13 protein-coding genes are annotated in these 15,290 nt (G+C 71.6%); 3 read left to right on the plus strand and 10 right to left on the minus strand.

Annotated elements, in window-relative coordinates; all coding sequences use genetic code 11:
* Nucleotides 1-69: 69 nt before the first annotated feature.
* From K8638_RS35100 to K8638_RS35110, 3 genes are all read left to right on the plus strand, one after another.
* Nucleotides 70-735 (plus strand): hypothetical protein, encoded by a 666-nt coding sequence (locus K8638_RS35100; protein ID WP_223759068.1) that lies wholly within the window; start codon nt 70-72, stop codon nt 733-735.
* Nucleotides 736-808: 73 nt separating this feature from the next.
* The gene (locus K8638_RS35105; RefSeq protein WP_223759069.1) at nt 809-1,231 is read left to right on the plus strand and encodes a hypothetical protein; all 423 of its coding nucleotides are present in this window, start codon (nt 809-811) and stop codon (nt 1,229-1,231) included.
* Between the two features lie 63 nt (nt 1,232-1,294).
* Nucleotides 1,295-1,891 (plus strand): hypothetical protein, encoded by a 597-nt coding sequence (locus K8638_RS35110; RefSeq protein WP_223759070.1) that lies wholly within the window; start codon nt 1,295-1,297, stop codon nt 1,889-1,891.
* Between the two features lie 35 nt (nt 1,892-1,926).
* Here K8638_RS35110 and K8638_RS35115 read toward each other — a convergent pair whose 3' ends face one another.
* The 10 genes from K8638_RS35115 to K8638_RS35160 form a co-directional block, all read right to left on the minus strand.
* Nucleotides 1,927-3,708, minus strand: a complete 1,782-nt coding sequence (locus K8638_RS35115) for a cation:proton antiporter (RefSeq protein WP_223759071.1) — start codon at nt 3,706-3,708, stop codon at nt 1,927-1,929.
* A 174-nt stretch (nt 3,709-3,882) separates the two neighbouring features.
* Nucleotides 3,883-5,052: a tetratricopeptide repeat protein gene (locus K8638_RS35120; protein WP_223759072.1), complete on the minus strand. Its 1,170-nt coding sequence runs from the start codon at nt 5,050-5,052 to the stop codon at nt 3,883-3,885.
* Between the two features lie 108 nt (nt 5,053-5,160).
* Nucleotides 5,161-6,879 carry an aldehyde dehydrogenase gene (locus K8638_RS35125; protein ID WP_223759073.1) on the minus strand — a complete coding sequence of 573 codons (1,719 nt, stop codon included), beginning with the start codon at nt 6,877-6,879 and terminating at the stop codon, nt 5,161-5,163.
* A gap of 81 nt (nt 6,880-6,960) precedes the next feature.
* Nucleotides 6,961-9,402, minus strand: a complete 2,442-nt coding sequence (locus K8638_RS35130; RefSeq protein WP_223759074.1) for a M56 family metallopeptidase — start codon at nt 9,400-9,402, stop codon at nt 6,961-6,963.
* Nucleotides 9,403-9,406: 4 nt separating this feature from the next.
* A complete protein-coding gene (locus K8638_RS35135; RefSeq protein ID WP_223759075.1) occupies nt 9,407-9,790 on the minus strand; it encodes a BlaI/MecI/CopY family transcriptional regulator in 384 nt (127 codons plus the stop codon).
* Between the two features lie 116 nt (nt 9,791-9,906).
* Entirely contained in the window at nt 9,907-10,602 is a 696-nt protein-coding gene (locus tag K8638_RS35140; RefSeq protein WP_223759076.1) for a hypothetical protein, read from the minus strand.
* Between the two features lie 54 nt (nt 10,603-10,656).
* The gene (locus K8638_RS35145) at nt 10,657-12,078 is read right to left on the minus strand and encodes a hypothetical protein (protein ID WP_223759077.1); all 1,422 of its coding nucleotides are present in this window, start codon (nt 12,076-12,078) and stop codon (nt 10,657-10,659) included.
* A gap of 12 nt (nt 12,079-12,090) precedes the next feature.
* A complete protein-coding gene (locus K8638_RS35150; RefSeq protein WP_223759078.1) occupies nt 12,091-12,450 on the minus strand; it encodes a hypothetical protein in 360 nt (119 codons plus the stop codon).
* Between the two features lie 162 nt (nt 12,451-12,612).
* Complete coding sequence (locus tag K8638_RS35155) at nt 12,613-14,217, minus strand: phospholipase D-like domain-containing protein (protein ID WP_223759079.1); 1,605 nt, start codon at nt 14,215-14,217, stop codon at nt 12,613-12,615.
* Nucleotides 14,218-14,289: 72 nt separating this feature from the next.
* Nucleotides 14,290-14,529, minus strand: coding sequence for a chaperonin (locus K8638_RS35160; RefSeq protein WP_223759080.1), 240 nt, complete (start codon nt 14,527-14,529; stop codon nt 14,290-14,292).
* Between the last annotated feature and the right edge of the window lie 761 nt (nt 14,530-15,290).

The raw sequence follows: 15,290 nt of genomic DNA on the forward strand, positions 1-15,290 counted from the left end.
CCGGCCGGTTGAATGGCCGCGGGTTGCCCCGCTACGCTCCGCGCGCGTCGGCGCACCTCCTGGAGGCACATGAAGCGGCATCCAGCACTCGCGGCACTCCTGTCACTGGCCTGGGGGATTGCTGGAATCGGATGCTCGGCGCCCAATCCCAACGTCCGGGTGAGCCGCCTGGCGGATGGACGCCTCCAGGTCGAGGGGCCTCTCGCGGGACCGTTCAAGAACACCGAGGAACTGGCCGAGGCCGCGTGTGAGCTGATGACTCGCCAGCCAGGGGCATCCGGCGGTCTTCATGGATTCGAGTACTGCGCGTTGCACTACTACTCTCCAAACGTGGGAGCCTATTTCCTCAGCTACCTTTCCGACATCCGGGACAAGCTCGACTCAAGGACCGCGAAGACGTGTGCGATGCCACGAGCGTTGCATGACCCGCTCCATGAAGACGCCATCATCTCTGGAGGCGGCCACACACACCCGCATAACCGGCAGTTCTCCCCAGTGGATTTGAAAGGACGTTGGCGTCCCGTGCGCATTCCCGTCAGCGCGGCGGGGAAGCTCCTGCACCGCGAGCTGATGGTCTTCTTCCGGGAGAAGGCCGGCGAATGCCATGCTTACAAGTACGACTACGCCACGCGCATCGTCTCGGCCCTTCGGGCTGGGCACTGGGTGGACATCGGCCAGACCCACGGAGAGCACGGCAGCATCGAGATGTTCGAAGGAATGGACTGGCTCCCGTGATGCCCTGGGACGCCCCACGGGAACCGTGCTTGCCGCAACGTCCAGCACTCAATATGTTTCTCGGAGAGTTGACATGAAACTACGCCTGCTTATCGGTATCTGTTGCCAAAGCCTGCTCATCGGCTGCTCATGGATCGGCTTCTACAAGCATGACAAAGCAGAACGAGCCCCACCCGACGTGGCGGAGAAGGTTGACTTTCCCAGCTCTTACGAAGAGGGCATCCACCTGGATGGACCGATGATGGCGGCCCTGGAAGTGGCAATGAAAGAGCTCCTTCCTCCCGGCGTGAAGGCCCAATCGGACGACGAACGCCTGGCTCGATGCATGGTGCGGCGCGACACCTACGACACGACCATCTTGAAAAAGAGCGAGGACCTCTACTTTGTCAGCTTCATACCCAACTTTGAACGATGCGGCCTGTCCGACGTGCTCATCATGGATGCAGGCGCTGTTTACGCCATTGATGGACGCGGCCGAATCCTCAGCGAGTTTTGAGTGTTCTCAGCGGGGGTGATGATGGGTCGCGCGGCATGTCTCGTGTTTGTCTGCCTGGTGGCCATGAACTGCTCCAGCAGCAACGCCGTGAGCATGAGCATCCGGCCACGGGCCGTGCCCAACAAGGGCATCCAGTACGAAGGCCCCATGGTCGGCCCCTATGACTCCTTCACGGAGATGGCGCAGGTCGCCTGCCAGAGGATGTCCGCCCTCCAGGCGCAGCCTGGCCAGCGACGGCGCCCCGGGTACTGCGCGCTCATGTTCTCCTGGCCGAGCGACAGCACGAAGTGGGCCTTTCTCCACATCTCGGAGATGACCTCCGAGCCTGCTGGCGGGGGCATGCGGTGCGCGCTTCCGGAGGACCCCGTCCACCCCGACGACACCTCGCCCCTTCGGCTCGGGGGGAGATTCGTTCCGTCCCCATCGGGTGAGGCCGCGAGCAGCACCTGGCGCCCCACGCTCTTCCTCAATGAGAAGACCGCCGAGTCGTGGGATTACGACTCCATGTTGTTCTCCCTGGAGGACTCCGGAAGCTGCACGGCCTACGCCTACATCGGCTTCAGCAGGGAGCTTTCAGTACTCCGGGGGGATGACTGGGTGCCTATCGGGACGGTCTACAACGATGAAGGCGTCGTCCATGCGTTGAAGACCGGGATGTAGCGGGCGACGGGCTCGCACGACAGGGCGCGGTAGCGTCAGTGCAGGTGCTCCGCCCGCGCCTCCCCGTCCTTTGGCGGTGGGGGCCGCGCGGGCGGAGGTGGTGGCCCGGGAGACGGGTGTCCGTGCGGGTGCTCCTGCCGCAGCGTCTCCACGAGCGCGACCACCGTGTCCTCCGGCAGGTCGGCGGACCGCAGCACGCGCGCCACGGCCTCCAGCGCTGTCTCCAGCTCACCCGCGAGCACCTCGCTGGCCCCGCGCTCGCGCAGTTCCGCGATGTCTCCCAACCGGTGCACCCGCACCAGGATGGGAACCTTCGCGTGCAGCCGCCGCGCCGCCGACACCGCCCGCGCCGCCCCCACCGGGTCGTCCAGCAGCAACACCAGCGCGCGCGCCCGGTGGATGCCCGCCTTCTCCAGTATCTCCGCGCTGGTGATGTCCCCGTAGTACAGCGACTCCCCCCGCCGCCGCGCGTCGGCCACCACCTCCGGGTCCAGGTCGATGGACACGTGCGGCACGCGGCTCTCACGCAGCGCCCGCGTCACCAACCGCCCCGCCGTGCCCAGCCCGCCGATGATGAAGTGGCCGCTCAGCGCGTCGCTGTGCGTCCCCTCCAGGTGGTGCGGCCCATGCGCGCCAATGAGCGCCTCCAGCCGCTTGAGGTGCGCCGCCCCCGCCGCGAGCCTCGGGCCGAAGTGCAGCACCACCGGCGTCACCAGCATGGTCAGCACGCTCATGGTGATGAACAGCCGCTGCTCCCCGGCGCTCAGCAGCCCCGCCCGAGCCCCCTCGTGCGCCAGGACGAAGGAGAACTCGCCAATCTGCGCCAGCCCCAGCCCCGCCAGCACCGCCACCCACGGCGGGAAGCGCATCACCATGGCGCTCACCGCTCCCACCAGCGCCTTCAGCACCAGCACGCCCGCCACCAGCCCGGCCACCAGCAGGGGGCCGCGCATCAGCACGCGTACGTCCAGCAGCATGCCCACGGAGATGAAGAAGAAGCTGGAGAGCGTCTCGCGCATGGGCAGCACGTCCGCCAGGGCCTGGTGCTTGTAGTCCCCGTCCGCCAGGGCGATGCCCGCGAGGAAGGCCCCCAGCGCCAGGGACAGCCCCGCCAGCGACGACAGCCAGGCGATGCCCACGCACAGCCCCAGCACCGCCAGGATGAACACCTCGCGCCGCCGCGTGGCCGCCACGTCCTTCAGGAAGCGGGGCACCACCGTGCGGCCCAGGAGCACCGTGGCCACCACCAGCAGCCCCGCCTTCAGCAGCACCCAGAAGAGGGCGCCCGCCCCGCCCCGCTGCCCGGCCAGCAGCGGAATGACGAGCATCATCGGCACCACGCACAGGTCCTGGAAGATGAGCGCGCCGATGATGAGCCGGCCGTGCGGCGCGTCCACCTCGTGCCGCTCCGTCAGCGCCCGCAGGACGATGGCCGTGCTGGACAGCGCCACCAGGAAGCCGAAGAAGATGCCCTTGGCGGTCGGCATGCCCAGCGCCAGCGCCCCGGCCAGCACCCCCAGCGTGGTGAGCCCCACCTGCAAGGCCCCGCCCAGCAGCAGCACCCGCCACAGCCGCCGCAGCCTCGCCAGGGAGAACTCCAGGCCGATGCTGAACAGCAGCAGCACCACGCCAATCTCCGCGAGCACCTCGATGCGGGCCGCGTCGCGCACCAGGCCCAGTCCGCCCGGCCCGATGAGCGCCCCCGCCGCGATGAGCCCGGCGATGGTGGGCAGCCGCAGGTGGCTCAGCGCGAGCACCACCACCACGGCCACGCCGAGCACCACCACCAGCTCCTGGAGGACCGCCGGGACTTCCATGGCGGAGGGCCTCCCAACGCCCCGGACGGGAGGACACACGCGTCCGTCACGAAACCCGTGGCGGGACTCCCCCCTTCAATGGGGTAACACGTGTGCCGGGCAGAGAGTCGCCCCGGCGAGAGCGGGCCTCGGCTCGGGGGCCGGGCCGTCCGCCCGGCCGCGCCGTGCCGGCGCTCAGGCGCCGAGCTGCTTCAACAGCCGCTCCGCCTGCTCACGCACGACGCCGGTGCCATTCGCCTGGGCCTGCTTCGCGTGGCGGATGCAGGCCGCCTTGTCCGTGGAGAACCAGGCCACCGCCAGGTTGAGGTGCGTCGTCGCGTCCTTCGGGTGCGCGCTCAGCACGCGCTCCAGCACGGGCCGGGCGCGTTCGTAGGCCTCGTCCTGCAACAGCAGCAGCGCCAGGTCGTTGGCGGGGCCGGGGTCCGTGGGCACCAGCGCCACGGCATCCTCCAGGCGCTTGCGGGCGAGGCCCCGCTCCCCCAGCGCGAGGTGCACCTGCGAGAGCGCCTGCAGCGCCTGCCAGCTTCCCGGCGACAGCCTCAGCGCCTCCTCGAAGAGCGCCAGCGCCTCCCGGAACGCTCCGCCGCTCATCACCGCCAGCCCGTGCAGGTAGAGGTACTGGGTGTTGGCGGGCTCGAGCTGCCGCAGCTCCTGCGCGACGCGCTTCGCCCCGTCGGGGCTGCCGCCCGTCAGGTACAGCCGGAACAGGTCCTCCAGCACCGAGCGCCGCATCCCGCCCTGGGCCTTCTCCAGCGCCAGGGTGCCCGCCTGGATGGCCAGCCCCAGCGCGCCCCGGGCCGCATGCGCGCGAGACAGCATCAGCAGCGGCATGGGCTCCTGGGGAGCCCCCTCCGCCGCCCGGTGGAAGTGGAACGCCGCGCCGTCCGCGTTGCCCTGCTGGAGGTGGATGCGGCCCAGCTCGAAGTGCACGTGGGCGCTGTCCGGGGCCACCTGCAAGGCGGACTCGTACGCCGCCCGCGCGCCGTCGAGGTCCCCGCGGTCCAGCAGCAGCCCGCCCAGGTTGAAGCGCTCGAAGTAGCCGGCGGTGGGGGCGGAGGCCAGCGCCTTGAGGGACTCCAGCGCCTCCGCGTCACCGGCCTGGGCGCGCAGCATGGCCAGGTGCGCCTGCGCCTCCGCGTGGTCCGGCTTCACCTTCAGCAGCCGCAGCGTGGCCGCCTCCGCCTCGCCGGCCGCGCCGGTGCTCAGGTACGTGCGGACGAGCCCCAGCAGACAGTCCACGTCATCCGGGTCCACCGCCAGCCCCTTCTGGAAGCTCCTCACCGCCTCCTGGGGCTGCCCCATCTGCAGGAGCTGCCCGCCTTCCCGCGCATGCGTCGATGCCATGCGCCGGGGTTTATCACGGGGTGGCACCGCCAGGCAGTCCGGGGCGGAGGGCCGGACGCCCACCCTCCGAGTCCCGGTGAGGGCGCACCGCCCGGGCCCGGCGGAGGCTCACCGGCGCAGCGCCGCGGCGGCGATGCCCGGCACCTTCAGCCACGAGGGCTCCAGCTCGAACTGGACCAGCTTCCGCGCCAGGTCTCGCACGCCCCGGTGCCCCGGCACCCACGGCGGGGCCGGCAGGTTCGTCAGCGGCGCCCGGATGACGGCCTTGTCGATGTTCTCCAGCATGAACGTGTTGTGGACCCAGCCCAGGCCACTCTGGATGTCCCGGGGATTGGAGGACGGGTGCCCCCCCCACGGCAGGGAGACGAGCGCGTAACCGGCGGCGGGCCAGGTGTTGACGGCCACGGTGCCGTAGCGCAGCTCGCGGATGGCGCGCTCGACGGCGGCGTGGACGGCCGGGTCCCTGAGCGACTTCGGGTGGACGATGAGGGTGGCGTTGAGGGTGCCCCATACCTTCTCGTTGAGGAAGGGCACCACCTGCTCCAGGAAGGCCACCGGGTCATCCGAGCCCGGCAGGCCCGTCTCCGACAGCACCGTGCACCAGGGCTCCTGGCGGAAGACGCGGTCCTCGGCCTGGGCCGGGTCCACGTCCGGAATCAGCGCGTAGGGAAGCTCCCCCGCGCCCGGCGCCCCCACGAGGCGCAGCCGCGCGCGGCCTTCGGTGAATTGCTTCCAGCGCTGCTCGGCGCCCGGGTAGTACGCGCGGCGCACGGCGGCGCGGCTCAGGCCGGCATGCACCCCGTCCACCACCTGTGCGCGGCGCGCCCAGTCCTTCGGCTGCACCAGCAGCTTGGCGGAGTTGCAGTTGAAGGACGCGTTGTTGGCCACCATGCCGGCGATGTTGTCCGCCTGGAAGAGCAGCTCGCCGTCCGAGTACGGGCCGGGCACCACCACCACGGGGGAGATGTTGCCCAGCTCGCTGGAGAAGGGCTTCTTCAGGAGCGGCTCGTTGCGCGCGCGGCGGGCCTCCGACTCCGGCCCCGGCGGGCCCCACACCAGCGCGTCGTGCGTCCTGTCGCTGCCGGTGACGTGCACCTCGTCCACCGCCGGGTGGTACACCAGCGCCGAGCCCTCCTCGCCGCCGCCGTACACCACGGCGAAGACGTTGAGCCGCGCCAGCGGGGCGAACGCCTGCTCCAGGAAGGGCCCGAGATAGGCATTCACCGGGTTCATCTTGAGCACGCACGCGGTGCCCTCGACGAAGAGCTTGTAGAGGCAGTCGGCGGGCGGAATCGAGTTGACGTTGCCGCCGCCCAGCACCGCGCACACCCGGCCCTCATGCGGCTTGCGGTAGAAGGAGGCCTGGTGCTCGCGCAGGTTGGCCGCGGTGACGCCGGGCAGGAAGTGGACCTCGCCCTCGTTGCGGGGCAGCAGCATCCCGTCCAGCGTGTCCTTCGGGTAGATGCGCGCCGCCAGCCGCCCGTCCTCCAGCGTGCGCAGCCGCGAGGAGGGGATGTGGGGCACGCCGTGGCGCTGGATGTCCTTCAGCGAGTCCACCAGCAGGCGCATGTTGCGCAGCACCACCAGCGGACCGCCCAGCCACTCCTCGCCGGCCAGCGGGCTCTCCGGGTGGATGCCCTTGGCCTCGCATGCCGCGCGGACGCTCGGCTCGGCGACGGCGGCGAAGGAGCGGCGCAGCTCCTCCAGCAGGGAGATGCGCTCGCGAAGGCCCAGCTTCACCCAGGCGCGCGAGCCCTCCTTCACGCGCTGAATCACCGACTCGAGGGCACTGCTGGGAGTGGCCGGGGGGACGGCGGCGAGGCTCATGCGGGACCTCCGAAGACAGGGGCTCCCCGAAGTTAGAGGAGCAATGCCCCCGGCGTCACCGGCCCCGCGCGGAGACCGTCGTCAGGTGGGCAGCGGCTGGCCGAGCCCCTTGCGGAGCGCCTCGTCGATGAGGCCCTGCACCTTCTTCTCCGCCTCCTCGGCCCGCTGCTGCTGCTGCTCGCCGAGCTTCTCCTGCTCACGGCCCAGCGCCGCCTGCTGCTCGCCGAGCTTCTCCTGCTCGCGGCCCAGTGCCTCCTGCTGCTCGCCGAGCGCGTCCATCTGCTTCTCCAGGGCCTCCCGCTCCTGCTCCAGCGCCTGGTCCTGCTTGCGCAGCTCCGCCAGGCGGCGCTCGCGCTCGGCGCCGGGGAGGGACTCCACGCGCCGCTCCTCCAGGTGCAGCCCGGCCTGCTTGTGCGCCAGCTCGGCCTGCTTCAGGGCCAGCCCCCCCTGCTTCAACCCGAGCTCGCCCTGCTGCTGGCCCAGCTCCCCCTGCTTCCGCCCCAGCTCGCCCTGCTTCCCGCCCAGGTCGCCCTGCGCCTTGCTCAGCTCCCGCGCGGGTGCGTGCGCCTCGCGGATGGCCTTCAGCGTGGCCGGGTCGCGGATGAGGAACGTCTCGCCCTTGCGGCGCACGTACAGCAGCTCCTTGCCCGGCTGCTTGAACATGCCCGCCAGGTTCAGGTCCACCGCGCTGCCGTTCATCATCGCCATGTTGTCCGCGAGCAGCACGTAGTTGCTGTCGTCATCATCCATCATGACCCGAGGAGGCACGGGCGGCACGGGGGGCACGGGCACCACGGCGGCCACGCGCGGAGTCGGCGGCACGGGGGGCACGGGCGCCACGGCGTCCACGCGCGGAACGGCGGGCACCCGAGGCACGGCCGGAGTGGCGGCCACGTGCGAGCTCAAAGGCACCGAAGGCACGGACGGAGTGACGGCCAGGTGCGAGGTCGAAGGCACCGAAGGCACGGACGGAGTGACGGCCAGGTGCGGCGTGGCGGAGGCGGCCGGAGCGGCGGCCGTGCTCGGCGTGGCAGGGGCGGCCGGCTTCGCGGACGGCGTTGCCGAAGCGGATGGCGTCGCAGGCACGGCGGCGGGCACCGGCGCCGCGGCGGGACGGGCCCTGGAGGCCGACGTCGCGGGAGCTCCGTCGGCGGCAGACTTCGACGCCGCGGCGGGGCGGGCCTCGGAGGCCGACGTCGCGGGCGCGGCGGGCTTCGCGGCCTTCTCGCCGGACTCCTGCGCCACGACCTGGAAGGGCACCAGGGCCACGAGGCCGAGGGCGGAGAGCGCCACCTTCAGCAGGCGCCGGGAACGGGTGGGACCGACGTCGACGTGCTCCAGCATGCTCAACCTCCTGTGCAAAGCGTGAATGTGGGCGGACGCACCGTGGGCAGCGGCCGTGCCGGCTCCTCGGGCGACACCGAAGGCGAGCAGCAGCTCGCCGTAGTCCGCGGGCTCCGCGCCCGTGAGACGGAGGGCCTCGGCGTCACACGCCTCCTCGCGGGCCAGCGCGTACTCACGCGCGGCCCGGCGCGCGAGCGGGTGGAAGAAGAGGAGCGCCTCCGCGAGCGCCGGCACCCAGCCGAGCCACAGGTCTCCCCGCCGCAGGTGCGCCAGCTCGTGCGCCAGCGCCATGCGCAGCGCCTCCACCGGCAGCCGCCGCACCGCCTTCGCCGGCAGCACCACCACGGGGGATAGCAGTCCAGTGGCCAGCGGACTCGCCACGGACTCCGACACCAGCAGCCTCGGCACGCGCCGCAGTCCCGCCTCGGCGGACAGCGCGCGCACCTCCGACTCCAGCACCGGATGCTCCAGGGGCCGCGCGCTCCGGCGCAGTCGCCGCATGGCGGCCCAGCCCTTCACGTGGCCGCGCGAGTGCCAGAGCACTCCGGCCGCCCACACGGCCAGGAGCACCAGCGCGAGGACCCTGCCCCACGACACGGGAGCAGAGGAAGGAGACGTGGGAGTCCGCCCCTCCGCGCTCCCGGGCGCCGTGCTCCGGAAGGACCCGCCGCCAACGACAGGCGCATCCTCCATCGAGGCAACGAGCCGACTCGCGGAGGCCATGCCCCAACTCCCCTGCGAGGAGGAGCGTGGTTCCGGAACGGGGGCGCCGGTTCGCGAGCCGTGCTCGCGCCCCACTCCCTCCGAGCGCGGCGCCAGCCCCGAGGTCTCCGCCGCCACGGCGCCCAGGCGCGGCGCGACGCCCTGGCCCCGCGCCACCACGGCGTCCACCCGCGGCGCCAGCCCCGAGGTCTCCGCCGCCACGGCGTCCACCCGCGAGGCCACCGGCGCGGGCAGCACCGGCAACAACACGGGCCGCGTCCATCCCAGCGACACCACGAACTTCAGCGCCACCAGCCACCACAGCCCGGCACGCAGCGAGGCCGGCATCCTCGGCCAGAGCCGCGTCAGCGCCCACACCAGCGCCACGCACAGCGCGCCCTGCCATGACGCCCGCCACAGCCCCTCGGGCCACGCGGACGCCCACTCCCCCACGTGAGACAGCCAGCCGGTACCCATGTGGCTACTCCTTCCGCTTCTTCGAGCGAAGCCGCGCCACGACGTCCTGGAGCTGCTCCAGCTCCTCGTCCGTCACGTCCTCGGCCTCGGACAGGTAGGCGGCGAACGGCGACAGCGAGCCGGACAGCGTCCGCTGCACGAAGTCCCCCACCACGTCCCGCAGCAGCTCCGACGCCGGCACCGGCGAGGCGTACTGGTACACGCCCTCCACCTTGCGCCGCGTCAGGTACCCCTTCTGCCGCAGCCGCTCCATCACCGTCAGGATGGTGGAGCGCGCCAGCCCCTGCGGCTCACCGAAGCGCTCGGCCACCTCACCCACCGTGGCGGGGCCGTGCTCCGCCACGTACCGCAGCACCGCCAGCTCCTGCTCTCCCACCGGCTTCATCATGGCCCTTCCCGTGACGACAACTGTAGTCACCAAGCAAGGTACGCGTGACTACAGCCGTAGTCAAGTCGAGGGCGGCGAGGGCTTCACCAGGGAGTGGAGCGCGGACAACAGCGTCCTCAGCCCGTGGGGCAGCGGAAGCGGAAGTCGCTGGTGCCCGCGCGCAGGCGCTCCAGGCGGGCTCGCACCTGGCGCTCTACGGGCGAGCGCGGGAATGATTTCAGGAAGCGCTCCAGCCCGGCCTCCACGGACTCGCGGTCGCCGCAGGCACAGGTGCTCTGGGCCACCATGTCCTCCAGCGCCTTCACCTCGCGGTCCACGACGTCCGAGTACGCGCGCGGGTGCGTGGCCCAGAAGCGCGTCCAGTTGCGGTAGAGGGACTCCAGGTCCGGGTGGTCGAAGACGTGGCAGACGGAGACGTCCGAGCGCGGCACGGTGTACCGCCGGGTGACGCCATCCGCGTGGTAGGTGTCGCGCAGCAGCGTGAAGAACGCCTCGTCCACCGCCGTGCCGCGCCGGCGCGCCAGGTCCAGGAAGAAGCGCGGGTCCGGCCCCACGAGCAGCGACTCCTCCCCGAGGCGGATACCGAGTCCTCGCGGCACCTCGGACGCCGGCATCCGCGCCCCAGGCCCTGCCCCGCTCAGCTCCCGGGCCGCGGCGCGGCCCGCGTCGAACACGCGCTCCAGCGAGACACCCCGCCCCTGCTCGAAGCGCTCCAGCGTGCGCAGGTAGTCCCGGTCCGCGTCCTCCCCCCACGCCGCTCCAGTGAGGCCCGCGAGCAGCGCGCCCACGAGCCACGCCACGCGAGCCCTCATCGCCCACCTCCGCTCCGGAGCAGGGTGCTCACGGAGCAGCGGAGGAGGCACCGGTCAGCGCTGGAAGTCCACGCCCACGCCAGCGCCCGCGGAGACGCCGCGCACCAGCCGGCCGTCCGCCTGCGGGAAGTGCACGGTGCCACCCGAGCCCCAGGCATAGAAGTGGTTGGCGACACGCTGGCGCACCTCCAGGCCCAACGAGTAACGCGGCCTGTCTCCCAGCGCCGTCAGCACCGCGCGCACGAGCGCCCGTGTCCTCGCCCCCGGCAGCTCGAAGCCCGCGGACGCGTCCGCGTCGGTGCGGCCGAAGCCGTGGTACTGCGCCGCCAGGCTGCCCAGCAGCATGAGCTCGTTCGGCCCGCCCTTCGCCATGTTCAGCTCCAGGTAGCCGGAGAAGCCCGACTCCAGCACCTCGTCGGCGATGGGCACATCCGACAGGCCCACACCAGAGAAGCGTCCCAGCTCATAGTCGGGGCCGAACATGCCGAAGCGGAAGCGGCCGCCCTGCTTGCGCCCTTGCAGGGTGACGCTGAGCTGCGTCCCGCTCGACGTCTGCCCTTCCATGGCGAGCCCCAGCAGCCCGCCGAAGTCCGGCGTGTAGCCCCGCGTGAAGCGCGCACCGCCGGCGAGCAGCGCCCACGTCCGCAGGCGCTCGCCCTTGTAGAGCGCGACGTCTCCACCCACGGAGACGAGGGTGAGGTTCGGCGTCGTCCCGCCCGCGCGCCCCGCGTCGTGCGCGCCGGACAGGCGCACCAGGTAGCGGTCGAACCGCTTCGCGTCCTCGCTGGCCATGCGGCCGATGTCCAGCAGCACCTCGCCGGCGAAGATGCGCGCGGCGAGCACGTCACTGGCCAGCACCTCCGCGCGCACCGGCCCCTTCACGAGCGTCAGCGAGCCGCCCGCGGGGTGGTAGTCCGGAGCCAGCACGTTGCTGTAGCGGCCCACGAGGTAGCCACGCCCCAGCGTCTCCTCGACGAAGGGCTCCACGCGCAGGAAGAAGGGCCGGCCCTCCTGGCCGATGCGCAGCATGCGCACCACCTGGCCGGCATCGCTCAGCGTGTCCCAGTCCTCGCGGCGCAGGCGCGCGCCATAGTCCGTCTGCGTCTGAAGCGGCTCCTCGTCCACCATCCGCAGCCGCAGGCTGGCCCCCAGCCGCAGGACGAAGGTCTCTCCCCGCGTCAGCCCCAGGGACGGATACACCCGCGCGAACAGGTCCTGCCCGCCGCCCGGCGTGCCCGAGGGAAGGCTCAGCCCGCCCGCCTCCAGCTGCGCGCTGAAGCCGAAGCCCTCGCCACCGGTGCGGCTGCCCGGCGGAGCGGGCTCGTCCAGCCGAGCCGCGGTGACGGACGAAGCACCTCCGGACGAGACTCCTCCGGACTCGGCTCCGTCCGAGGGCAGTTCCTCATACGAGGAGCTGGCCTCGGGTTGCTGAGTGGTTACCAGGGCGAGAAGGACGAGAAAGGGGGCGCCAGTCATCGTCCCCCGACTCTACTCCTTCTCGGCATTGCGCGGCTCGCGGTCCACGCCCGGCTCATCCACGACGTCCCACCTCTCGCCGTCCTTCGTCGTCACGGACGTGCCGCTGCCGCTGCCACCGGTGGCCTCGCCGTCATAGACGGTGGGCGCGCCCATGCGGTCCCGGCGCTCGTTGTCCGTCACGTCGGACGCCTCGAGCGGGCTCTCCCGGGCCTCCGCCTCATCCTCCGCCTGCTGGCGCGCCTGCTCCTCGGCCGAGCTCTCCTGCCCCGAACCGCCTGCCGCGGTGTCATCCGCCCGCGTGCTCGCGGACTGGCTCGAACAGCCCCAGAACGTGAGGGCGGCCAATGCCGCCAACAGTGGAAGCTTCATGTGGGAATCTCCTTGCAAGAGTTGTCCTCCCGACAAGGTGGAGACCCTCGGAGCGCGAACAACCCGCCGGGCGGGCCCGCGCCTTCGGGCCCGTCCCAGGGCAGGGAGGCACCCGGCCGCACGCCACCGCCGCGCTCCCCCGAGACGCCAGCGCGAGCCGCCTCAGCCGCCCGTGGGCCGCCCGTCCTCCTCGGTGGTGGCCGGGAGGATGGCGCGGTGCGGGCGCTCCGTGCTCGTGCCCACCAGCCAGCGCGACAGCAGGCGGATGCCGGACGCGAACAGCCCGTCCTCCGCGCGGTGCAGCGCCTCGAAGAGGGACTCGTCCAGCACGGAGTCCTCCGGGTCGATGATGAGCTCCTCCGGCTCCAGCGACTTGAGCAGCGGGCTCTGGTCGAACACCGTCTCCATGGGGTGCGGGCGCAGCCGGTGCAGGCCCACCGCGGCCACCCCGTCCAGCCAGTCCACCAGGCCCCCCTCCGCGCGCGCCAGCACGCGCACCGGCTCCACGCCGTACAGGCCCGCGTGCTCCGCCATCAGCGACACGCGGATGCGGCGGATGGCGCGCGACACCGCGTCGCCGTCCTCGTTCGCCTCCCAGCTCAGGTTCAGCTCCGAATCCAGGCCCAGGCTGCGGTTGGTGGTGTTGGCCGAGCCGAGCGTGAGGAACCGGTCGTCCACCACCATCACCTTGGAATGGATGTACGTGTAGACGTCAGTGCCGTCGTCGTCACGCCCCGCCGAGCAGTACACGCCGAAGACGTGTCCCGTCTCACGCGCCACCTGCTCCAGCGAGCGCAAGAGGCGCACCTGGGCCACGCCCATGGCCAGCTGCTCGCGCAGCGCCTCGGGCTGCTGCGGCAGCACCAGCATGACTCGCAGCCGGCCGCGCCCCGCCGCCCGCATGCGCCTCACCAGCGCCTGGTAGATGGCGCGCGAGGAGAAGTACTGGTTCTCGATGTAGATGAAGCGCTCGGCCGAGCCGATGGCGTCCAGGAACAGCGCGCGCACCTCCTGCACCGCCGCCTGCGGAGGCAGCAGCGTCTTGCCGAAGGTGCGGCTGAGCGCCACGGGCCCGGGAGGCGCCGGCAGGCTCGCGTGGAAGTCCACGTCGTCCCGCGACACCTTCGGCAGCCGCAGCTCGCCGCCGCCCGAGTGCGCCCAGCGCGCCTCGAACAGCTCCGCCAGCTTGTCCACCACGGGGCCGGTGAGCACCGCCTGCACGTCATGGTACGGGCCGTGAGGGTCCCTCCCGCTGTCACAGCGCAGCGGCGAGCGCACCGCGTGGTCGCGGTCATCCCAGCGGCAATCACAGACATCCATGCCGCCGGTGAAGGCGACCGCGCCGTCGATGACGACCAGCTTCTGGTGATGCGCGCCGTACAGCGGACTGGACGCATCGAAGCGGAAGCGCACGCGCTCGTTCGTCGTCCAGTTGAAGATGAGGTGCTGCATCCACTCGCGCTCCATCGCGAGCAGCAGGCTGAAGTCCCAGGCGAGGACGTAGACGTGCAGCTCCGGGTTGGCGCGGCACAGCGCGTCCAGCATGGGCAGCAGCCGCACCTCGCCGCGCGCCTCGCCGAGGTCCTCGCCCCGCATCAGCGCCACGTCGCTGTCGAACTGCCAGCCTGTAATCGCGATGTAGCGGCGGGCCTTCTGCGCGGCCCGGTACAGCTCCCGGTAGTAGGCGCGTGCGTCCACGAGGACTCCCGCGTCGCTCGTCTCCTCCACCGTCCAGCAGTTCCGTCCGGGAATGATGACGCGTCTCACCCGTGTGTCCCCTTCACGCCGCCGCCACACGCCCCAGGCGCCACGAGGTGGCGCACGCCCCGGACCGGCGCGTCAGCCAACGAAGACGATGTGCTTGCCGGTGGCGAGCGTCATGTCCCTGGAGGACACCACCTGCGCCACCTTCTTCACCTCGCCGCCCACCGTGTCGAACGCGGCGGCGATGAGGTCTCCCAGCGTCACCTGCACCTGACGCGCGCTCCGGCCGGCCCCCTTCACCGCACGCGCCGTCGTCACCTTCACCTGCTGGGCCTTACGACGGATGACCTGCCCACGCTGAGTCGTCTTCGCCATGGTTTCATCTCCCAGGTTGAGGGTCTGCCTGTCCTGCGAACAGCCCGCCGACGCCGCCCTGCACGCTCCACCCTTGCAGCAACGTCCATGCCGAGCGCCAACCCCCTGTGATGACGAGGGCCGCCCGCCTGCCCCCTCCCTTTCTGGGACGGAAGGACTGACCTTTTTTCAGTCCTCCTCCGGCAGGCCCGGCGAAACGTCCTCAACCGGCGCGAGCTCCGCCCGGGGTTCCCCGCACCGGGGATTGCCCCCCACGTGGGGCTTTCCGCCCCACCGTGGCGTAAAGCCCCACCGGGCTCCCCGCGAGAGCGCCGCGCCGGGAGGGCAGCGCGGGCGGCCTGCCGAATCCGCATGCCCGGCCTGCTGAATCCGCACGCTCGCGCGCCCTCCCGCACTCCGGGTCGGGTGCCCCTTCCTCGGACTTCCACCTTCATGCGCGAGTCCGTGTGAGCAGCGCCACACACCTCGCGTCGCGTCCGCGGACACCCGATTCCCACGCGCGGACACAGCGACACTGAACGCTTGTGAATGACACTGCACGCGTTGGCCCCGCGGCACGGGTGCACGGCCTCCCGCCCCCCCCTGCCCGCCACCAGCCTCGCTCTCACCGCGGCGACCCGCGGCATGAGCGCGCCACGACCGGCCGCGCGGGTCAAAGCCACTCCTGCGGATATCCCTTAGCCCCTCTTCCGGAAAATTACAGACATGCAATGCAATTTGAAAAAACTGGAAAAAACCGGTTCAATGTCTCGCACCCCCCA

Origin of the sequence: Myxococcus sp. RHSTA-1-4, from assembly GCF_020037125.1 — a bacterium.
GTDB lineage: Bacteria > Myxococcota > Myxococcia > Myxococcales > Myxococcaceae > Myxococcus.